This is a genomic window from Chitinophaga sedimenti (assembly GCF_023156195.1).
Classification (GTDB): Bacteria; Bacteroidota; Bacteroidia; order Chitinophagales; family Chitinophagaceae; genus Chitinophaga; species Chitinophaga sedimenti.
In genome coordinates this window covers 3,689,844-3,708,675 of record NZ_JAKUKA010000001.1, presented here as the reverse complement: position 1 = coordinate 3,708,675, position 18,832 = coordinate 3,689,844, and the positions used below count along the sequence as shown (strand labels likewise).

At 48.6% G+C, this 18,832-nt stretch carries 27 protein-coding genes and 2 pseudogenes; 14 read left to right on the top strand and 15 right to left on the bottom strand.

Annotated elements, in window-relative coordinates; translation table 11 throughout:
- Positions 1–169 precede the first annotated feature (169 nt).
- A complete protein-coding gene (locus tag MKQ70_RS21175) occupies positions 170–913 on the bottom strand; it encodes an XRE family transcriptional regulator (RefSeq protein ID WP_372490011.1) in 744 nt (247 codons plus the stop codon).
- A 112-nt stretch (positions 914–1,025) separates the two neighbouring features.
- On the opposite strand from MKQ70_RS21175, the gene MKQ70_RS21170 reads away from it, so the two are divergent.
- Complete coding sequence (locus MKQ70_RS21170; RefSeq protein WP_248074171.1) at positions 1,026–1,487, top strand: hypothetical protein; 462 nt, start codon at positions 1,026–1,028, stop codon at positions 1,485–1,487.
- A gap of 50 nt (positions 1,488–1,537) precedes the next feature.
- Here MKQ70_RS21170 and MKQ70_RS21165 read toward each other — a convergent pair whose 3' ends face one another.
- The gene (locus MKQ70_RS21165; protein ID WP_248074169.1) at positions 1,538–2,206 is read right to left on the bottom strand and encodes an SdpI family protein; all 669 of its coding nucleotides are present in this window, start codon (positions 2,204–2,206) and stop codon (positions 1,538–1,540) included.
- Positions 2,207–2,442: 236 nt separating this feature from the next.
- On the opposite strand from MKQ70_RS21165, the gene MKQ70_RS21160 reads away from it, so the two are divergent.
- The 13 genes and pseudogenes from MKQ70_RS21160 (at position 2,443) to MKQ70_RS21100 (ending at position 9,640) form a co-directional block, all read left to right on the top strand.
- Positions 2,443–2,958, top strand: coding sequence for a Y-family DNA polymerase (locus MKQ70_RS21160; RefSeq protein ID WP_248074167.1), 516 nt, complete (start codon positions 2,443–2,445; stop codon positions 2,956–2,958).
- Positions 2,892–3,218, top strand: a complete 327-nt coding sequence (locus MKQ70_RS21155; RefSeq protein ID WP_372490010.1) for a DNA polymerase thumb domain-containing protein — start codon at positions 2,892–2,894, stop codon at positions 3,216–3,218. Before MKQ70_RS21160 ends, MKQ70_RS21155 begins: the two co-directional genes overlap by 67 nt.
- Positions 3,185–3,514, top strand: a complete 330-nt coding sequence (locus MKQ70_RS21150; RefSeq protein WP_248074164.1) for a DinB/UmuC family translesion DNA polymerase — start codon at positions 3,185–3,187, stop codon at positions 3,512–3,514. The genes MKQ70_RS21155 and MKQ70_RS21150 overlap by 34 nt, the downstream gene beginning before the upstream one ends.
- Entirely contained in the window at positions 3,505–3,819 is a 315-nt protein-coding gene (locus MKQ70_RS21145; protein WP_248074162.1) for a PHP domain-containing protein, read from the top strand. The genes MKQ70_RS21150 and MKQ70_RS21145 overlap by 10 nt, the downstream gene beginning before the upstream one ends.
- Complete coding sequence (locus tag MKQ70_RS39080) at positions 3,768–4,514, top strand: hypothetical protein (protein WP_282456636.1); 747 nt, start codon at positions 3,768–3,770, stop codon at positions 4,512–4,514. Before MKQ70_RS21145 ends, MKQ70_RS39080 begins: the two co-directional genes overlap by 52 nt.
- Entirely contained in the window at positions 4,415–5,713 is a 1,299-nt protein-coding gene (locus MKQ70_RS39075; RefSeq protein ID WP_308199109.1) for a DNA polymerase III subunit alpha, read from the top strand. Before MKQ70_RS39080 ends, MKQ70_RS39075 begins: the two co-directional genes overlap by 100 nt.
- Before the next feature lie 26 nt (positions 5,714–5,739).
- The gene (locus tag MKQ70_RS21130; protein WP_248074160.1) at positions 5,740–5,982 is read left to right on the top strand and encodes a helix-hairpin-helix domain-containing protein; all 243 of its coding nucleotides are present in this window, start codon (positions 5,740–5,742) and stop codon (positions 5,980–5,982) included.
- Positions 5,967–6,455, top strand: coding sequence for a hypothetical protein (locus MKQ70_RS21125; RefSeq protein ID WP_248074159.1), 489 nt, complete (start codon positions 5,967–5,969; stop codon positions 6,453–6,455). Before MKQ70_RS21130 ends, MKQ70_RS21125 begins: the two co-directional genes overlap by 16 nt.
- A 273-nt stretch (positions 6,456–6,728) precedes the next feature.
- Positions 6,729–7,516 (top strand): annotated as a pseudogene (locus MKQ70_RS42530) (DEAD/DEAH box helicase); the annotation flags it as partial.
- Between the two features lie 144 nt (positions 7,517–7,660).
- Entirely contained in the window at positions 7,661–8,248 is a 588-nt protein-coding gene (locus MKQ70_RS42525) for a DEAD/DEAH box helicase family protein (protein ID WP_372490132.1), read from the top strand.
- Positions 8,241–8,963: a DEAD/DEAH box helicase family protein gene (locus MKQ70_RS21110; RefSeq protein ID WP_248074153.1), complete on the top strand. Its 723-nt coding sequence runs from the start codon at positions 8,241–8,243 to the stop codon at positions 8,961–8,963. The genes MKQ70_RS42525 and MKQ70_RS21110 overlap by 8 nt, the downstream gene beginning before the upstream one ends.
- Positions 8,964–8,993: 30 nt before the next feature.
- Positions 8,994–9,185 carry a metallophosphoesterase family protein gene (locus tag MKQ70_RS21105; RefSeq protein ID WP_248074151.1) on the top strand — a complete coding sequence of 64 codons (192 nt, stop codon included), beginning with the start codon at positions 8,994–8,996 and terminating at the stop codon, positions 9,183–9,185.
- Positions 9,186–9,208: 23 nt separating this feature from the next.
- A complete protein-coding gene (locus MKQ70_RS21100) occupies positions 9,209–9,640 on the top strand; it encodes a metallophosphoesterase family protein (protein WP_248074149.1) in 432 nt (143 codons plus the stop codon).
- A 53-nt stretch (positions 9,641–9,693) separates the two neighbouring features.
- On the opposite strand, the gene MKQ70_RS39070 is transcribed toward MKQ70_RS21100, so the two are convergent.
- The 13 genes and pseudogenes from MKQ70_RS39070 to MKQ70_RS21040 all read right to left on the bottom strand — a co-directional run bounded on the left by MKQ70_RS39070 (position 9,694) and on the right by MKQ70_RS21040 (position 18,725).
- On the bottom strand, positions 9,694–10,020 hold the full coding sequence (locus MKQ70_RS39070) for a sulfite exporter TauE/SafE family protein (RefSeq protein WP_308199108.1): 327 nt from the start codon (positions 10,018–10,020) through the stop codon (positions 9,694–9,696).
- Positions 10,021–10,031: 11 nt separating this feature from the next.
- On the bottom strand, positions 10,032–10,487 hold the full coding sequence (locus MKQ70_RS39065) for a sulfite exporter TauE/SafE family protein (protein ID WP_282456635.1): 456 nt from the start codon (positions 10,485–10,487) through the stop codon (positions 10,032–10,034).
- A 439-nt stretch (positions 10,488–10,926) separates the two neighbouring features.
- The gene (locus MKQ70_RS21090; RefSeq protein WP_248074147.1) at positions 10,927–11,652 is read right to left on the bottom strand and encodes a methyltransferase domain-containing protein; all 726 of its coding nucleotides are present in this window, start codon (positions 11,650–11,652) and stop codon (positions 10,927–10,929) included.
- A 62-nt stretch (positions 11,653–11,714) separates the two neighbouring features.
- A complete protein-coding gene (locus MKQ70_RS21085; protein ID WP_248074146.1) occupies positions 11,715–11,891 on the bottom strand; it encodes an ATP dependent DNA ligase in 177 nt (58 codons plus the stop codon).
- Positions 11,888–13,314, bottom strand: a pseudogene (locus MKQ70_RS21080) (ATP-dependent DNA ligase). Before MKQ70_RS21080 ends, MKQ70_RS21085 begins: the two are co-directional and overlap by 4 nt.
- Positions 13,315–13,316: 2 nt before the next feature.
- Entirely contained in the window at positions 13,317–13,823 is a 507-nt protein-coding gene (locus tag MKQ70_RS21075) for a hypothetical protein (RefSeq protein ID WP_248074144.1), read from the bottom strand.
- A complete protein-coding gene (locus MKQ70_RS21070; protein ID WP_248074142.1) occupies positions 13,772–14,323 on the bottom strand; it encodes a hypothetical protein in 552 nt (183 codons plus the stop codon). The genes MKQ70_RS21075 and MKQ70_RS21070 overlap by 52 nt, the downstream gene beginning before the upstream one ends.
- A gap of 87 nt (positions 14,324–14,410) precedes the next feature.
- Positions 14,411–14,962 carry a LytR/AlgR family response regulator transcription factor gene (locus MKQ70_RS21065; RefSeq protein ID WP_248074141.1) on the bottom strand — a complete coding sequence of 184 codons (552 nt, stop codon included), beginning with the start codon at positions 14,960–14,962 and terminating at the stop codon, positions 14,411–14,413.
- Positions 14,963–14,979: 17 nt separating this feature from the next.
- The gene (locus MKQ70_RS21060) at positions 14,980–15,138 is read right to left on the bottom strand and encodes a response regulator (protein WP_248074139.1); all 159 of its coding nucleotides are present in this window, start codon (positions 15,136–15,138) and stop codon (positions 14,980–14,982) included.
- A gap of 4 nt (positions 15,139–15,142) precedes the next feature.
- Positions 15,143–15,826: a sensor histidine kinase gene (locus tag MKQ70_RS21055; RefSeq protein ID WP_248074138.1), complete on the bottom strand. Its 684-nt coding sequence runs from the start codon at positions 15,824–15,826 to the stop codon at positions 15,143–15,145.
- Between the two features lie 144 nt (positions 15,827–15,970).
- The gene (locus MKQ70_RS21050) at positions 15,971–16,168 is read right to left on the bottom strand and encodes a hypothetical protein (RefSeq protein ID WP_248074136.1); all 198 of its coding nucleotides are present in this window, start codon (positions 16,166–16,168) and stop codon (positions 15,971–15,973) included.
- 141 nt (positions 16,169–16,309) lie between these two features.
- Positions 16,310–17,578 carry an outer membrane beta-barrel family protein gene (locus tag MKQ70_RS21045; RefSeq protein WP_248074134.1) on the bottom strand — a complete coding sequence of 423 codons (1,269 nt, stop codon included), beginning with the start codon at positions 17,576–17,578 and terminating at the stop codon, positions 16,310–16,312.
- On the bottom strand, positions 17,550–18,725 hold the full coding sequence (locus MKQ70_RS21040; RefSeq protein WP_248074132.1) for a carboxypeptidase-like regulatory domain-containing protein: 1,176 nt from the start codon (positions 18,723–18,725) through the stop codon (positions 17,550–17,552). The genes MKQ70_RS21045 and MKQ70_RS21040 overlap by 29 nt, the downstream gene beginning before the upstream one ends.
- Positions 18,726–18,832 lie beyond the last annotated feature (107 nt).

Genomic DNA, 18,832 nt, shown 5'->3' with positions numbered 1-18,832 from the left:
ACTTTCTTTAATTTTTACTCCCCGCATGTTGGTGGCGACATACGGTCACGTGTTACACGACAGGCTCGTATAAACTTTCCCTGACATGGAGACCCGGTTTGTTTCCAGGCTCCATGTTTGGGAATATGTGATAAATAATCTCTTGGAATATATGCAGGGGGCTAATCCTTCATTTTTTCTTCAGCATGCTAACCTGTTCCTGCAGATGCGTCACAACGCTGGCCAGGTGGTTAACACTTACACGCTGTTGCTGAGCAATTTTCTGGATAATAGCATCTGTTTGCCATACTTCCAGTATATCCTCCATATTTACCGGGTAAGGTTCATATTGCGGATTATCGGATACCAGCGTGATTTTTCCTTTAGTACGGTTACTTTTCACCACACGTTTGTAAACGATACCTTCGCGGGCCGTTACCACGATATGAGTTTCGTTATTTTTAATATCTTCCCAGCCATCTACTTTATGACAGACGATCACGGAGCCCGACGGGGTCGGTAACATAGAATCGCCCGCAATTTCGAACGCCCGGTAATCTCCGGCGCCAATCATGGGGAGGGTAAAGCTGTTCAGTTCATCGATGAATTCTTCATCATTGAATCCCGCGAGGTAACCCGCAGCGGCTTTCACCGGTACAAATGAAATGTTCTGGCGTGCGCTGGCCATTTTCTGCTGGCGGCGCTTTTCCAGGAACGTTTCTTTGGGCGAACTCAGGTCGCGGCGAAGGAGATCGTCGATGGATACACGAAACATATCGCTCACAAGTTCCAGTACCTCGGTACGGGGCTCTGCGCGCTCTTCTTCATATGCGCCGAGCAGCGAACGTTTGATGTTCAGTTTATCGGCAAATTCCTGTTGCGTCCAGCCTTTTTGCTTACGCAAGTATTTCAAGTTCTGGCAAACGATAGACATCCCTAAATAATTTAGTAATACGATGCTAACAAAATTAGCAAATAATTTTTATAAATACCAAATATATTCTTTGGCTTCACTTATTTTTGCCTGCGGAAAAACAAATCTGATTATGAATACTACTGTATTATTCCTCCACTCCATCATGAGATGGCTGATTGTACTGGCTGGCTTATGGGCCGTACTGCGCGCATGGAAAGGTGTTAACGGAAAAACGCCGTTTACGCCTGCCGATAACAAAGCTGGTTTATTTTATATGATTTTCCCGGACGTTCAGCTGCTCCTGGGATTGATCCTTTATTTTGTGACAAGTGCCCTGACAAAAGCTGCAATGGCCAATATGGGCGCGGCGATGAAAGATGGTCAGCTTCGTTTCTGGGCGGTTGAGCACCTGACATTGGGGCTGTTGGCCATTATATTGGCGCATATTGGTCGTTCCAAAGTGAAAAAAGCCCCAACGGATGCGGCTAAACACAAGGCGGGCCTCATATTCTTCGGCTTGTCGTTCCTGCTCGTGATTTTGCTGGCTGTAATGGTGGTTAGCAAAGGTCGCGGTTGGTTCCCTTCCCTCTAATTGTATCAAATTGTAATAGCAAAGCGGGCAGTGAATCACTGCCCGCTTTTTTATCCTTTGTCACGGTTGTACAGCCGGAACGAATAAATGTAAGGGAGCGCCGAAAGCAGCACAACCGCTACAAAAACCAGGAATACCCCGGTCATGACCGGCAGGAAGAAACCGGCGACCAGCATGACAGCACCTACAGCTATCCATAAACTTCCTGCCATCTTATGCGTTCGTCGCCAAACTTCATTGTCCAGCAGCGTCCGGGGCGTGCGAACACCCACAAAGTAGTTGGGACGCACCTTTCCGAGATAATACCCCAGCACTATGATGAGTATGCCCACTCCTGCAAATACCCACTTTTCAACGCCACGCTGGTAGCCGAGTTGTAGCAGTAGGATCACAAAACAACTGAATACTGCCAGGTATATGTGAATAGCGAACCGAATACGATAGTATTCGTCGCCGTTCAAGGACTCCCGTGTGCCCGGATCGCTGTCTAGCCGCGGAATATAGCGGAAGAGAAAATATAATAGGAGATTCGTGAAAAAGAGAAAAATCATTAGTAGCAGAAATTCACCTTTATAGCCTACGTACTCGGGCGTGCCGTTCAGCATATAATTGGTGGCCAGTTCTTCCGGCAGCTGGTTCCAGATAATACCCAGGTAGGCCATCGGAAGGAGGAGGAGGCAGATCAGCAACAGTTCTTTCAAATAATCCGGATGTTTCATAAAGCGGCTTTAGCGGTGAAAAAATCCGTCGATAACGTGTATATATTATTTACAGCGATAGGGGTAAATAAGTTTTAAAATTCCCTGAAAATAAAAAGCTAATAATTTTAGTAAAGCTAATTTATTTAGTATTTTCGGTGAAAAGATGGATAATGATTTCACTACAGCATAGATCGATCGCGCACTTTGATCTGGATTGCTTCTTCGTGTCCGCAGAATGCCTGAAAGATCAACGTTTGAAGGGGAAACCGTTGCTGGTAGGCGGCATGAGCGATCGTGGGGTGGTGGCCGCCTGTAGTTATGAGGCCAGGCGTTACGGGATTCATTCCGCGATGCCGATGAAAACCGCTTTGCGCTTGTGTCCGGAGGCGATCGTGCGTACGGGGGACCATGATTTTTACAGTGAATTATCGCAACAGGTAACGGGATTGATTGCCGAGGAGGCACCGTTATACGAAAAGTCGTCGATAGATGAGTTTTATTTAGATCTGACGGGAATGGATAAATATTTTGGTTCGCTGAAGTGGACGTCCGAATTGAGACGGAAGATTATGAAGATGACGGGGTTGCCGATTTCGTTTGGGTTGGCGTCTAACAAAATGGTCTCGAAGGTGGCGACGAATGAAGCCAAGCCAAATGGACAGCTGGCGGTAGCGTTGGGGGAGAGAAGTCGTTTCTTGCGCCTATGCCCATCGATAAACTGCCGATGGTGGGCAGAGAAACGGCTGCGCGTTTGCGGCAACGGGGCGTAGAAACGGTAAAAACCCTGAGTGAAATACCGCCGGCCTTACTGGAGGCATGGATGGGTAAGAATGGCATTGCGATCTGGAATAAGGCGAACGGCATCGATGAAACACCGGTAATACCTTATCATGAGAAGAAATCGATCGGTACGGAAAATACCTTTTCAAGTGATACGATCGATTTGCGGTTTTTGCATAAGGAACTGGTGCGAATGACCGAGAAGTTGGGTTTGAGTTGCGGCAGCAGGATAAGCTGGCCGGTTGCGTAACGGTAAAGGTGCGGTATGCAGATTTTGATACGGTGACGAAGCAGGCGGTAATTCCTTATACCGGTTCGGATCACGTGCTGTTGCAGAAGGTGACGGAGCTATTTAACCGGTTGTACGACCGCAGGCAACTGGTACGACTTGTCGGTGTGCGGTTGAGCCATCTCGTCGGAGGAAATTACCAGATCAGTCTTTTTGATGATACGGAGGAAATGATATCGCTTTACCAGGCGATTGATAGTATAAAAAGCCAGTATGGCTGGCAATTTATCATGCGTGGGGCGACGGTATGTACCTGAATTGTAAAAACTGGTTCAGCCTGCGTTATGGCACTATTAAAGATAAGGAGCTCATCGCGCTGGCACGGGAATGGGGCGTAACATCGATAGCGCTTACCAATATCAACAGCACGACCGGATGCTGGGATTTTGTAAAGCATTGTTACGAGGCGGACATAAGGCCTATTCTCGGACTCGAATGCCGTAACGGGGCCGTCTTCTGTTATCTTCTGCTGGCGCGGGATATGGAAGGCTGGCAATACATTAATGCTTTTTGTCGAAGCATTTGCGGGAGAATACTCCTTTCCCGCAGAGAGCACCCGTGATGCCCGGTGTATATGTGATGTATGCCTGGGGCAAGCAGCATCCGGATACATTACTGCCACATGAGTTATTAGGTGTCAAGCCCCGTGATCTCAGCCGGTTATTCCGGGTAGATGTGCAGTCGTTGGCGCATAAGCTGGTGATGTGGCATCCCGTGACCTTTGCGTCTGCTGAACAATATGAGCTGCACCGGTTATTGCGGGCAGTAGATAAAAACTTGCTGATTACGCAATTGCCGGTTGAGGAAACTGCTGGTGCAGATGAAGTGTTTTTGCCACCATATAGGTTGCTGGCGATGTATGAGCAGTACCCGGACATAGTACGAAACACGCTTCGCGTCATGGATGATTGTCAGCTGGAATTCGATTTTAAAGCAGTGAGGAACCGGCAGACGTTTACCGGTGACAGGCATACCGATCGTGAATTGTTGCGGGAAAAAGCGTTGGAAGGCATGCAACTGCGATATGGTAATCAAAACGGGGAAGCGCTGAGGAGAATTGAAAAGGAGTTGTTTATCATTGATAAGATGAACTTCAATGCTTATTTCCTGATCACCTGGGATATCATTTGTTTCGCGCAAAGCCGGGGCTTTTTTACGTGGGTAGAGGGAGCGGCGCAAATTCGGTGGTGGCCTATTGTTTGCATATCACCAATGTTGATCCCATTGCGCTTGACCTTTATTTTGAGCGTTTCCTGAACCCACATCGTTCCAGTCCACCCGATTTTGACATCGACTTTTCCTGGCGTGACAGGGATGAGATTTTCAGATACATATTTGATAGGTATGGGGAGGGGTATGCCGCATTGTTAGGTACGGTAGCTACGTTTCAGACTAATGCAATAGTACGGGAACTGGGTAAAGTATTCGGTTTGCCCAAACGGGAAATAGACCGCATCCTGGAACGCCCATACGAGGTGTCACTAGGGGCTGATGACATCCAGCGGAAGATATTGCGCTACGGTAACCTGTTGGAGGCCTATCCGAATCATCTCAGCATACATGCAGGCGGCATCCTTGTAAGTGACGAGCCTATTCATCGTTTCTGCGCCACGCACCTGCCTCCCAAAGGTTTCTGCACGGCCCAGCTGGATATGCATATGGCAGAAGCGATCAATCTTCATAAGTTCGATATCCTGAGTCAGCGCGGGCTGGGACATATTCGTGATACCATGACGCTGGTGAAGCAGCACCGGCAAATTAGTGTGGATATTAACGATGTAAAGAGTTTTATGGAGGATGAGCATGTGAAGCAGAACCTGCGGCAGGTGAATACCATTGGCTGTTTCTACATCGAATCGCCGGGCATGCGGCAGTTGTTGCAGAAGTTGCGTTGCGACAATTATCTCACGCTGGTAGCCGCAAGCTCGATTATTCGTCCTGGTGTAGCGCAGGCAGGTATGATGCGGCAGTATGTGCAGAATTTTCATCATCCGGAAAAGACGGAATACCTGCATCCGATTATGAAGGAGCTGCTGAATGAGACCTATGGCGTGATGGTTTACCAGGAAGATGTTATTAGGGTGGCGCACCAATTCGCGGACCTGGAGCTGGCAGACGCGGATACGCTTCGCCGCGCAATGGCCGGAAAATACCGCGGAGAAGAAAATTTCAGGAAGATCAGGGAGCAGTTCTTTGATAACTGTGACCGGCTCGGACGAGAGCGTTCCGTGAGCGAAGAGGTATGGCGGCAAATTTCCAGCTTTGCCAACTTCTCCTTTTCCAAAGCACACTCGGCGAGTTTTGCCGTGGAAAGCTACCAGAGTCTGTTTCTGAAAACCTACTTTCCCGCCGAGTTCATGGTAGCTGTTATCAATAACTTTGGCGGCTTTTATAACCGGGAGCTGTACTTCCGGGAATTGTCCAAAACGGGCGTGACGATTCATCCCCCTGTGTAAACAATGGGGATTACTACACGAACATCATGGGCCGCGAGGTGTACACCGGGTTCATTCATGTGGAGCGTCTTGAACAGGATGGGATAGAACGGATGTTACGGTGCCGTCAAGCTGACGGACCATTTGCCGGCCTCGAAGATTTTATTGCCCGAACGTCACCGGCACCCGAGCAACTCGAATTATTGATCCGTGTGGGGGCATTTAAGTTCACCGGAGAAAGTAAAAGGAGTTGTTATGGAAGAGTTCCCTGCTTTTGCGGAAGCAAGTAGCGGAAGATGCGCGTTTATCGCTGTTCGATGAAGAAGTGCGTGACTGGCAGTTACCGGCACTGGCTGCTCACCCACATGAAGATGCATTTGATGAAATTGAATTATTGGGTTTTCCGCTGGCGTCGCCTTTTTCCGTGCTCGACCACGACCAGGATGGCTATCATCTGGCAGCTGACCTGGACGTGAGAATAGGCCAGGAGGTAAAAGTGCTGGGATATTTAGTGACGCTCAAATACATCCGGACGAACAAAGGTGATCCGATGTGTTTTGGTACGTTCTTCGACAGGGAATTAGCATTCGTTGATACTGTACATTTTCCACCGAGTCTGGCCCGCCATCCTTTCGGAAAACAAGGTTTTTATGTGTTGCAGGGACGTGTAACCGAGGAGTTTGGCGTGATCACCGTGGATGTGCATACCATGCGTAAGATCGGGTACTTTGAAGACAGGGATTTCGGCGATGGAAGGCGGTAACAGGGCGGAGTGATTATTGTAGTAATTGTGGTAATTTCATCGGGATGCAACAATCTAAGGGTAGGAAAATTATAAACGATTGGCTGGCGAAGAAAGGCCGGAAACCCTTCGCTTTCCAGTCGGAGGCCTGGGAGCAGTATCTTGCGGGTAATTCTGGCCTGGTGAACGCGCCTACTGGATTCGGTAAAACGTTTTCGTTGTTCCCGGCGGTTGATAGAATGGATTGACCGGGAGCCGAACAAGTACAAAACGAAGACGAAGAATGGACTGCAAATGATGTGGATCACACCCTTGCGGGCGTTGGCCAAAGATATTGCACGCGCCATGCAGGAGGCGTTGGATGAGTTGGAGATCGGCTGGCAGGTCGGCATCCGTAGCGGCGATACACCTACCGCCGTGCGGCAACAGCAAAAGAAATTGATGCCGGAAATATTGTTGATCACCCCGAAAGCCTGCATATTCTGTTGGCGCAAAAAGAGTATGGAAAGGTGTTGCAGCATCTTCGGGCAGTGGTAGTGGACGAGTGGCACGAACTGTTGGGAAGTAAGCGTGGTGTAATGGTGGAACTGGGGCTGTCGCGCTTAAAGGGACTGGCGGCGGCAGAGGGCCGGAAATTGCAGACCTGGGGTATTTCCGCTACTATTGGCAACCTGGATGAAGCGCTGGAAGTTCTTTTGGGAAAAGATACCTGGTCGGGTGTTACTATTCGCGCAGCGCTAAATAAGAAGGTAGCGTTGCATAGCATATTGCCGGATGAAATCGAAAAATATCCCTGGGCGGGGCACCTCGGCATCAGGCTGGTGCAAAAGGCTTTGCCGGTGATAGATGGCAGTTATACAACCCTGCTATTTACAAATACCCGGGGACAGTCTGAAATATGGTATCATGGTCTTCTAAAGGCGGAGCCGGACCTGGCGGGCGTTATGGCATTGCATCACGGTTCGGTGGATGCGGAGTTGCGGATTTGGGTGGAAGAGGCATTGCATACCGGGACGTTAAAGATAGTAGTGTGTACGAGCAGCCTGGATCTGGGTGTGGACTTCAGGCCGGTGGATACCGTGATACAGGTGGGAAGCCCGAAAGGTGTAGCGCGTTTCCTGCAACGGGCTGGCCGTAGTGGCCACCAACCGGACGCCGTCAGCAACATCTGGTTTTTACCAACCCATTCGCTGGAACTGGTGGAAGCTGCCGCACTTAAAACCGCCATGCATCAAAATCTGATTGAAAGCAGGATGCCGGTGATCCTGGCCTATGATGTATTACTGCAATACCTGATGACACTCGGTGTTTCCGATGGTTTCAATTCAAAAGTGATATGGGAAGAAGTAAAGGGCACCTTCTGTTTCCGGGAGCTGACAGAAGAAGACTGGCAATGGCTGCTGGCCTTTCTTACTACCGGCGGAGAGGCATTGCAGAGCTATGACGAATTCAAAAAGTTATCGCGTGACGAAGATTTTTACGCCTGTTACAACCGGCAGATCGCGATGCGACACCGATTGCATATTGGTACGATCGTTAGTGACGCGATGTTGAAGGTAAAATTCCTGAGCGGGGGATATATCGGGGTGATCGAAGAATCATTCATCAGCCGCTTGCAACCCGGCGACGCTTTCAGCCTGAGTGGCCGTAATCTCGAATATGTGATGATTAAAGATATGACGGTCCTCGTCCGGAAGTCGTCTGCTAAACGGATGATCGTTCCCAGCTGGAACGGAGGCAGGATGCCGCTTTCCGCCAATCTCGGCAAAATGTTGCGCCGTAAGTTCCGAGGAGGCGATCGCAGGCGTGAGTGAAGATGTGGAAATCCGTGTGTTAAAACCACTCTTCGATTTACAACAACAGCTGTCGCACATTCCGGGAGAAGATGAGTTGCTCATGGAAAAGATCCAGACAAAAGACGGCTATCATTTGTTCGTGTATCCCTTTGAAGGCAGGCTCGTACATGAGGTAATGGCGACACTGCTCGCCTGGCGCATCAGCCAGCAACATCCCATTACTTTTTCCATCGCGATGAATGATTATGGTTTCGAGTTACTGTCGGATCAACCCATTCCTATTTATGAAAGCAACGCCCACGCATTTTTCAGCCTGGACAATTTAAATACTGACTTGCAAAGCAGTGTGAATGCTACGGAGATGGCGAGACGGAAGTTCCGGGATATTTCCGTGATTGCCGGGCTTGTGTTTACCGGGTATCCTGGTAAAAGCAAAACCAACAGGCACTTACAGGCGTCAGCATCGCTGATATTTAATGTGTTCCGGGATTTCGATCCTTATAACCTGCTGCTGCGGCAAGCATTTAATGAGGCTTTTTTCTACCAGATGGAGGAAGCACGTCTGCGCGAAATGCTCGAACGTATCGCAGCCAGCAAAATCGTCATCACCGAACCGGTTCGCTTAACGCCTTTCTGCTTCCCGATTAAGGTAGATAGTTTGCGCGAAAGTCTGACCAGTGAGAAGCTCGAGGACAGGATCAAAAAGATGCAATTACAGCTGGAGGCCGACTAAAAGCAATACTCATTTACCTATTTTTGCATCGTGGAAGATATTTCGTTTCATTTTAAGGAACAACATTGGCGTGTTTCGTCGGGAAAGGGATTGTATTGGGAAGAAGCGGGGGCACTGATTGTCTCCGATCTGCATCTTGGGAAGTCCGCGCATTTCAGAAAAGCGGGCATTGCTATACCGGCCAATATTGTGCAGGAGGATCTTTTTGCCTGCAGCAGTTAATCGTTCGGTATGCGCCCAGGCGTGTGATCATCGTGGGCGACATGTTCCATAGCAGCGCCAATAACGAAGTGCAGTATTTCAAAATCTGGCGCCGCCAGTTTCATCAGTTGCAATTTGACCTGGTAACGGGCAATCACGATATTATGGATGCATCGGTATACGAAGAGTTGGAGATTTTACGTTACGATGCACTGACACTTGAAAATATCCATTTCGTGCACGATGCTACAGATGCGGCCGTTAATGGACTATACGTATTATCTGGTCATATTCACCCAGGTGTGCGCATGTTTGGATATGGACGGCAGAGTATGCGACTACCCTGTTTCTATTTTGGTCAGCAATATGCGGTGCTGCCTGCATTTAGCCATTTCACAGGAATGTATATGATAGAGCCGCAGGCAGGCGAGCCTGTATTTGTACTGGCGGATAAGAAAGTGTTCAAGATGCAGTAGACATAAAAAATGGCAGACTGTATGCCCATTCGTTCAAATAGTATAAAGTAGCTTTACTTAGCAAATAATAATCTGACCCCTACGATCAACAATGCGCCTGCCAGGGCGATAATGATCCCTTTAGGTTTTACGCGGTGCGAAAGCCCGGCGCCCAGTTGTGCGCCGACTATTACGCCACCGCCGATGCATACAGCTGTTTGCCAGCCTTCCCAGAAGCTCCCCTGAATCATGTGTACGATCGTGCTGCTCAGCGCCATCACCGCTAATATTGCATGCGAAGTAGCAGTAGCAACATGGATCGGGAAATTCAGCATGCTCGCCAGGGCAGGCACGTGGATAATACCGCCGCCAATACCGAGTAGGCTGGATAAAAAGCCCACGCCGAAACTGATCAGGATGCCATTCCAGATATTAAAGGAGAATAGATATCGCTCGCCGCTCGCGTCCGTAAGGTCGCGGGTAACCAGTTTTCCTTTGTTAAACCGGCTGGAATATCCCCCTGCTGCGGTTTCAGGATGAGGAAAATCGCCAGCACAACCAGGAGGCAACCCAGTACGATGTTAAATATGTGCCTGGATATATATCCCGTCGCCAAGGCGCCAATAATGGAACCTGGCAATGTAGCTATCGCAAATACGATCGCGGAACGATAGTCGATCCGTTTCATGCGGGCGTAAGCGACAGTACCGGAACTCGCGTTTAGAAAAACGACACAGAGTGAAATACTTGTAAGTACGTCCGGTGGCATATCCGGGAACATGAGCAATAACAGCGGCATCAATATAAATCCTCCGCCAGCGCCGATAAGCGTGCCGAAAGTGCCGATGAGAAAGCCGATCCCTATCATTAATAATGCTGAAAGCAATGTCATTCCTGGTGGTCCTTTGTTTTGTAAGTCCTCTCAGAAGTGTCGGATTTTTTAATATGCAGGGGTGAAGCGGCAACATCAAAAACTGCCATTCCTGGCAGTACAGGTAAATTGTTTTGGTCGTTGCTTGCAACTTTTGCGTTCAAAAATTCGCTACTAATGATTGGTTTTACTTCAATTCAGTTATGAAGGTTTTCGCTGCCCGTAAAGTTAAGGCTTTTTTCACTAGGCGGCGCATGAATCGCCGCTCTATCCTTTTCTAGTTTGTCTAAACTGATTGATAGTAAATAGATTTACATATTATGACGAAGATGGGATTTTTTTATTTGCAGATGAGGCTGGATGATATAGTTGTGAAATATATTATATATAGTTGCTCTATAAAGGCCATCATTTTAGTGTACTAATAATGGTCTTTTTATTGGCGCTGACTTTTTGTCGCTTGCTGTTGATAATCAGCGTGTAGCCGATAATAACCGTCCACCGTTTCCTGACCCGTATAGTTTGGGCCACGCTGATCATCCGCGCCTAAAAAAACTAAACCAGTCTCAAGGTTCCGTGGACCGGTACAAGTAATCATCTTTCTTTTGTGTTGATAATCAATTTTATGAGCGAGTAATGCCTGTTTGATGTACGTTCCCTTTTCATTGCCCTCTATCTTTATACTGTCAACATCAAAATTCGCAATAAACACACCTTTAGGTGCGAGTGCACGCAGCGCTGCAGTTAACACGGCTATTTTATCACCAATGTAATGCAGTCCGTGTATACAGGTAATCAAATCAAAAGTCATATCTGTAGACCAGCCCACTAACGGGCGAATTTGGAATTCCAGACAGTGAATAGATGGTGGTATTTCCTGGAATTGGTCTACCAGGTCAATTCCCTTTAATATAGCTTTTTCCTGTAAGTCTCTCTTTGCGAGGGACTCCGCATATTGCAACAAGGCATTTCCCTCGCCGCAGCATAAATCCAGCCATTTTGCCTGTCCGCTTCCTGTGATACGGGCGTCGAGAAATGCTTCTGGTTTAAAGCGTAGCTCCTGTTCATAGCTGTTAACACCACTTGCTTTCCGCTTTCGGTTCATGCGGTTATTGGCCACTACAGGTGACCATATTAACTCATGTTCTTTTACTAATTTCATCAATATAAAAATACGGAAGCCTTTTTAAAAAAGCATAATATGGTAAAGGGTTTCACTAGTGTTTATCCTCCATAAATCTTCAGCATCTCCCTTAAATCTTCCAACGTATTAATTTCATCCACTTTCTTATCCTGGCGCCAACGATTAATACGCGGAAACCGCAACGCAATACCCGATTTATGCCGGCCGGAAGCTGCGATGCCCTCGAACGCAACCTCGAATACCAGTTCTGCCTTCACGGTCCGTACCGGTCCGAATTTCTCCAGGAGTTCCGTCGTATCCAGTTATCTACCTGTGCAATTTCCTTATCAGTAAGGCCCGAGTAGGCTTTGGTAAAAGGAATAAGCTGTTCGCCGTCGCGCACCGCGAAGGTGTAATCGGTGTATAAATTTGACCGGCGGCCATGGCCTTTCTGCGCATATATCATAACGGCATCGATTACCAGTGGATCTACCTTCCATTTCCACCAGTCGCCACGTTTGCGTCCTACCTGGTAGGCGGAAGCAAGGCGCTTCAGCATTAACCCTTCACTGCCCTGATCACGGGCAGTTTCGCGCAGCTTTGCAAGGTCTTCCCAATGTTCAAATTCAATAGAGGGGCTCAGTCGTAATGCGGGATGGTTTATTTGTGCTACCAGTCGCACCAGTAGTTCGCGGCGCTCTTGCAGCGGGCGCTCGCGGAGATCCTGGCCCTGCCATTCAAGCAGGTCGTAACCAAGCAACACTACCGGGGCTTCCTGCAATTGTTTTTCGTTACATTCTTGCGCCCGATGCGGGTTTGTAATGCCTGAAATGGTAGCGGCCTGCCCTGGTCGCTGTCGAAGGTAAGTATCTCTCCGTCAATCACGGTGCCATTGGGCAGTAGCGGCAACAACGGGGTGAACTCCGGGAATTTCTCCGTAATCAGTTCTTCGCCGCGCGACCAGACAAACATTTCTTCATTTCGTTTGATGAGTTGTCCGCGGATGCCATCCCATTTCCACTCCGCATTCCATTCAGCAGGTGCGCCAAGGTTGTCGGCGCCACCTTCCAGCGCATAAGCTAAATAAAATGGGTAAGGTTTGGAGTTGTCCGTTTGTGCGTTTTCTGCGTTCAGCAAGTCGCTGAGTAACGTGTTGCGCGGGTCCCAGCTGCCGCTGATTAAATGCGACAGTGTGGCTGCAGGTATATCATACGTTTTAGCAAGTGCGTTCACCATCATACTTTGCGATACGCCAATACGAAAGCCGCCCGTAATCAACTTGTTGAATACAAAACGTTCACTGCGCTGCAACTCGTCCCAGGTTTGGCGTATGAATGCCTGTTTATCGGCTTCTTCGGCCTTTTCCAGCTGCAATAGCCGCTCCAGCCAGTAATACAGCGGTTGCGCAACTGCTTTGTGCGTGGGCTCCGGGAGTAGGAGGGCGATTGTTTCAGCAAGGTCGCCCACCGTGTGATAACATTCTTCGAACAGCCAGTCGCTAAGTCCTGTCTGTTGTATGCACCAGTTTTTTAATTGGGTGGATGTGACCGCACGTTTCGGCCGGCGGCCGGAAAACAGCGCCAGTACCCAGGCTTTGTCCTTTTCCTCTGCTGTGGCGAAGTAATTGCTGAGTGCCTCCAGCTTTTCGTTGGTTTTGGTGCTGTTGCTCAATGTTTTTACCAGGCTTGCGAAATGGTGCATGTTTATTCGTTTTCCGTGATCGCTTCTTCTTCCTGACCGAATGCGGTTTTTACTTCTCCCGCTTCGAGACCCTGTTCCTGCAGGTATCGTGCAAAGGTGCTGCTGAAGCCGTGGGTGGCAAATACTTTTTCTGCGCCGGTGGCCTTTACCGCTTCCAATAATCCTGGCCAGTCTGCATGATCGGAAATCGCGAAGCCGGCATCTGCATTCTGCCTGCGCATGTTGCCGCGTACCTGCATCCAGCCACTGCAAACGCCCAGTGCGTAAGGATTGAAGCGTCGCATCCAGGTGCTGCCCGCCGCAGATGGAGGTGCGATGATCACTGCATTGGTAAAAGCCGATTTAGGCGTGTCTGGTGTGATCCGTTCAACCGGCGGGAGTTTCCAGCCATGTTGCAGCAGTACTTCATGGGCATTGAAAATAGCGCCATGGACAAGAAATTTGTCGACTTGATCCTTTAAGTTGTAAAGAAGGCGTTGTGCTTTGCCAAGACTATAAGCCAGCAACACACTGTTTTTTCCGGCGCGCATATTGGCTGCGCACCATTCGCGGATATTCGAAAAGAGTTGTTGTTGTGGTGTCCAGTGTAGATTGGCAAACCGAAGGTACTTTCGGTAATGAAGACGTGGCATTTAACCGGTTCAAATGCCTCGCTGATACCGTCGTTCTCTGTTTTATAGTCGCCGCTCACGACCCAGCTTTGCCCACCAACGGTCACTTTGATCTGCGCGGAGCCGATCATGTGTCCGGCGGGATAAAATTGCACCTGCACGCCGTTGATCAGGGTGGTCTCGCCGTATTTCACGCCCTGTACAGTAATGTCTTGTCCCAGGCGGAGTTGCAGAAGGGGCACGCTGTGCTCGTGACAAAGATATTGTTGATTGCCCGGCCTTGCATGGTCGGAGTGGGCGTGGGTGATTACAGCTTTAGTCACGGGCTTCCAGGGGTCGATGTAGAAGTCGCCGGCGGGACAGTAAATGCCGCTATCTGTGAATTGCAACACATTCATACTGAGAAGTTACTGATTATTGGGTATGCATCAATAAACAGGCCGGTTTGTTGACCGCTTCGCCAGTAATGGCGCATATAACGCGTATTATTTCCTGTTCGTCATGATCTTTTCCTTCATCTGCGCCATGAAGCCGTCCCGGTAAGTGTCGCCAATGGGAATGGTTTCCTTCGTATGGTCAAGGTGTACCATATTGCCTTCTATCATACGGATGAATGAAGTGGCAAGGATAAAGGACTTGTGTGTCCGGTAGAACCTGGGCTGAATAAGTCGTTCTTCCAGGTCGCGGATGTTGAGCAACGCAATGATACGTTCTCCTTGTTTTGTGTGGATAGTCACGTAATTCTTGAGCCCTTCGATAAAAAGGATGTCGTTGATATTCACTTTCAACAACTTGCCTTTCTGCTCGGTTTTTACGAAGATGTAGTCGGTTTCCTCGGGCTGTTGGGTGCTTACGCTGGGGTGTATCAATGTCAGCGCACGCTGTGCGCCTTTAATGAAGCGGGCGAAAGAAATGGGTTTCAGCAGATAATCCACTACTTCGTTTTCAAAACCTTCCATCGCATATTCGCTGTAGGCAGTGGTGAGTATTACCTTGCTTTTTCCATTGATGGCTTTGATAAAATCAATGCCGGTCATGGATGGCATTTGTACATCTAAAAGATCAGATCAATTTTCTGCTGATTCAACAGTTGCAATGCTTCCAATGGCTCTGTGGTGGCATAAACCAGGTTCAGGAAGGGTGTTTTTTCAATATGATGCGTAAGCAGGTCGATGGCGTGCTGTTCGTCGTCGATGATGATACAATTGATCATATACTTATAAGTTAATGATGAGCGTCGTAATATAAAAATGATCGTCCTCGTTGATCTTGAACTCGTGCTTGTTGCCGTACATCAGTTCGAGGCGGGTACGTACATTTTTAATGCCGATACCCGTTGATAGTTCCTTGGGTCCTTTTTTCTTCTTGTTGCAAATATAGAAACGGATTCGTTCAGTATCGGCTTCGAGTTGAATAATAAGGGGATTGGAAGGGTCCGATAAATCGCCGTGCTTGAACGCGTTTTCGACCAGCGTAATTAGTACCAGCGGGGTAATGCGGGCGCCCGGTTGCTGTATGTCCTCGCTATACAGGATGTTCAGTTTGTTATTAAAACGCATCTGGTTAATCTCGATCACATTTTTCATGTGCGTGATCTCGCTGCTCAGGGCAACTTTGCCGTTCGCGTCCTCTTCCTTGCCAAGGGCATACCGCATAATATCCGACAGCAGCATTACGGCATTGGAAACCTCCTCGCTAAGTGGCACGGTTTTACTGTAAATAAAGCTAAGAGAGTTAAACAGGAAGTGAGGATTGATCTGGTATTTAATGGCGCTTAGTTCTGCATCGAGTTTCTGTTTTTCCAGCTCTTTCTGATGCTTGCCGCGTTGGTTCCATAAAATGATCATACCGACGATGAAGGACACGAACAGGGCCGCAATATAATTAATCGCCAGGGCCATAATAAAAAGGCCATCTGGTGATAATTGATAAAATCCTGCATCCTGGCGGAGCTTCTGGACGTACCGGTGTGGATTTTTACACTGCCCATCTCTTTGTAGTCGGCCAGGAAGCTGTAGCCAAATTTCAAGAGAAAAAGGCGGTGACTAATAGCAGGAAGCGTCCGAGTTTTCGTTTGTCCAGAAGGGGAGTACGATCACGAAGATCAATACGTAATAGGTGACGGTGGTTTGGAAGATTGAACTCAAACGATAGAGTATTTTGAGACTGTTCAACTCGCGACCTACCTCTTCGGGCGCCAGGGTAAAGGCGACGAGCAGGATGAGTACGTAAAAGGCTGTCACACATATGGTGATGACAAGTATTCTTTTCCATTCACTTTTAAAAAACCGGAGGATTGCTTGTAAGATGTTCTTCATGATCTGCCTAAAATGCCGGATCCCGGAATGGCGGATCGGGAGCCTGGCTGAATTTACAATTTAATCTTAGAATGTGTTCACATTGGTACGGTTGGTTTCTGCTTCGATCGTGTTTTTGCGGGTTTTGTTCTGCTTCACGTTTTTGTTGCCGAAGCGGTACGTAAAGGCCAGCGATACGGTCCGCGTATCCATATTGATCCTGTTGTTGGTTTTTACGTTTTGGTAATCCACATCAATGTTGTACTGCTTGGTATTTAAAATGTCGGTAGCGCCCAGTTTCAGCGTGCCGGCGCCCTTCAGTATATTTTTGCGCAGGCCGAGATCAATAGCGCCCATCGTGTTGATGGCCGCATAACCTGCGCTCATCGGCGTCATCATCTGTCCGTTCACTTCGAGGAAAAAGCTTTTCGGCAGGTTGAGCGTATTTTGCCAGTTGATCTGTGTGGCCACGCTTTTCTTCTGATAGATTTCGCCGTTGCCCATGTCGGTTTTGATGTTGATGTACATGCCGGTAAGCACGAACGTCGTCTGGAATTTAGACTTAATGTTCTTTGTGAACACCATATTGGCATACACCACATCGAATTTACCGAGGTTGTCGTACCCGTTGATCAGGATCTTTCTTGCCGGATCCTGCTTAAAAGTTGGGCTCAGGTTGTCTTTACCGTGCACATAGCCGATGGTCGTAAACAACATGTATTTGTGCGACCAGGTGGCTTCTACTGTATTGCTGATAGAAGGGCGGATGTTCGGATTGCCCTGCTGGTATGTATATGCGTTTTTATACGTGATGAACGGGTTTACGATTTCATAACCAAAGCGCTGAATACTGCGTCGGTACGAAAAGTTGAAGCTGTTCGTGAGGTTGCGGGCGTAACTCACGCTGGCGCTGGGAAACAGTTGCGCATAATTACGATCGAACTTTTCACCAGTAGTTAGTGAGTTGCCGGTTGCGTGCGTGTGTTCCATACGCAGCACCGCATTGTACGTCATTTTTTTGATGGTCTTGTTCAGGCCAAAGTAAGCCGCGTTCACGTTCTCTTTGTAGATGAAGTGATTCGTTTTGCCATCATCATTCAGCCAAACGTTAGCAACTTCGTTTTCCCAGATGGCGTCGTTGTCGGTTTTGGTGAAGGTGGACTTAAGACCCGCCTCCAGTTTGGCGAATTTCAACGTTTGCGTGTAATCGGCACTCATGGAGTACAGGTAGATGCGGGAGTCGGAATTGTTGCGGATGTTATTCGGCAGACCCACTTTCACGCCAGCGCCATCGGTTTTTTGTGCAGCGAAGTGATCGTCCCATGTTTTATCGTAATTGAAATAGTCGACGTTCATAGTAAACTCGTTCTTCTTTTTTTTCGTTGCCGGTTTTGAAGAACACGTTCACGGAAGGATTTAGGATGTCCTGGTCGCCGTAGGCATGTTGTAGCGTGCCTGAATCGGTCGGTTGTCCTGCAAAGCCAAGCTTGGTACTGTTGTCGGAGGTTTTATGACGGCCGCTCAGGCTGCCTTTTACCAGTACACCCAGCGAAGTTGATTTGCTGATGTCGTAATCCAGCCCGATGCGTGCATTGCCGGTATTGCGTTTCTCCTTCGCGTAATCGACGTCGTTGATCCGGTAGTCGTCTTCGAAGAAGCGTTTCGATGTTACTTCTACGAACTGTTGCGTGTACTGATGATCGTAACCGCCGTAAACGTTGGTTTTCTTTTTACGGTAGTTCAGGGTAAGGCCTGCGTTGCCGCGGGTGTAACGTCCCTGCGTAGCGCCAAGCGTGGTAGTGCCGTTCAGGCCCATATCTTTTGGTTTCATCAGTTTGATGTTGATGATGGCGGCGCCCTGCGCATCGTAACGTGTAGAGGGATTGCTCATCAGCTCCACTTTGTCGATGTTGGAGGAAGGCATACCGCTCAGTTGTGTTTTCAGGTCCTCGCCGCTCAACTGCGAAGGCCGGCGATCGATGTATATGGTGACGGATTTGCCGTTCAGCTTCAGGTTGCCGTCCTGGTCAGCCATCACCCCGGGAGATTTGGAAACCACGTCAAAAGCATTACTGCCGGTGGCTGCGGCGCTTTGCGCCACGTTAACGATCATTTTGTCGCCACTCATGGTGATGGCAGGCTGCATAGTGGCTACTGTTACTCCTTTGAGGTCTTTGGCGGTGCTGATCAATGCAACGGCTGGGAGTTCCAGCACTTTGTCGCCAACCGTGAGCGGACCTACCAGCGTATCGCGGTAGCCCATAAAGGAAATACCCAGGCTGTACTGGCCCGCTTCGAGCGCTTTAAAAGTAAAGCCGCCCTGCTCACCGGTCAGCTGGTTGTTTAATTGTTTTCCGTTTTTGAAGATGGTGATGCTGGCTTGTTTGAGGGGCAATGAAGTGTTTTTGTCGGTCACTTTGCCATTGATGCCGCCTTGCTGCGCATGGGCGGGCAGGGAAGTGAATAAAGTCACAAACAAAGTAAGGCGGTAAAGAGGTAGCATAAGGTGTCTTTTTTGATGATACAAACTTAATTGGAGTTTCGCCGGGGACGAAAAACGATACACGAACCGGTATTTTGGGAGTATAAAAGTAATTAAAAAGCGGGCGA

Excerpts from the sequence above, each read along its gene's own strand:
- MKQ70_RS21090 (WP_248074147.1), bottom strand. The coding sequence starts at position 11,652 with ATGAAATTAGTAAAAGAACATGAGTTAATATGGTCACCTGTAGTGGCC.
- MKQ70_RS21070 (WP_248074142.1), bottom strand. The coding sequence starts at position 14,323 with ATGAATGTGTTGCAATTCACAGATAGCGGCATTTACTGTCCCGCCGGC.
- MKQ70_RS21155 (WP_372490010.1), top strand. The coding sequence starts at position 2,892 with ATGCCCATCGATAAACTGCCGATGGTGGGCAGAGAAACGGCTGCGCGT.
- MKQ70_RS21175 (WP_372490011.1), bottom strand. The coding sequence starts at position 913 with ATGTCTATCGTTTGCCAGAACTTGAAATACTTGCGTAAGCAAAAAGGC.
- MKQ70_RS21045 (WP_248074134.1), bottom strand. The coding sequence starts at position 17,578 with ATGAACGTCGACTATTTCAATTACGATAAAACATGGGACGATCACTTC.
- MKQ70_RS21130 (WP_248074160.1), top strand. The coding sequence starts at position 5,740 with ATGGGCCGCGAGGTGTACACCGGGTTCATTCATGTGGAGCGTCTTGAA.
- MKQ70_RS42525 (WP_372490132.1), top strand. The coding sequence starts at position 7,661 with ATGCATCAAAATCTGATTGAAAGCAGGATGCCGGTGATCCTGGCCTAT.
- MKQ70_RS21060 (WP_248074139.1), bottom strand. The coding sequence starts at position 15,138 with ATGATCAATTGTATCATCATCGACGACGAACAGCACGCCATCGACCTG.
- MKQ70_RS21165 (WP_248074169.1), bottom strand. The coding sequence starts at position 2,206 with ATGAAACATCCGGATTATTTGAAAGAACTGTTGCTGATCTGCCTCCTC.
- MKQ70_RS21065 (WP_248074141.1), bottom strand. The coding sequence starts at position 14,962 with ATGACCGGCATTGATTTTATCAAAGCCATCAATGGAAAAAGCAAGGTA.
- MKQ70_RS39065 (WP_282456635.1), bottom strand. The coding sequence starts at position 10,487 with ATGATAGGGATCGGCTTTCTCATCGGCACTTTCGGCACGCTTATCGGC.
- MKQ70_RS21040 (WP_248074132.1), bottom strand. The coding sequence starts at position 18,725 with ATGCTACCTCTTTACCGCCTTACTTTGTTTGTGACTTTATTCACTTCC.
- MKQ70_RS21170 (WP_248074171.1), top strand. The coding sequence starts at position 1,026 with ATGAATACTACTGTATTATTCCTCCACTCCATCATGAGATGGCTGATT.
- MKQ70_RS21055 (WP_248074138.1), bottom strand. The coding sequence starts at position 15,826 with ATGGCCCTGGCGATTAATTATATTGCGGCCCTGTTCGTGTCCTTCATC.
- MKQ70_RS21145 (WP_248074162.1), top strand. The coding sequence starts at position 3,505 with ATGTACCTGAATTGTAAAAACTGGTTCAGCCTGCGTTATGGCACTATT.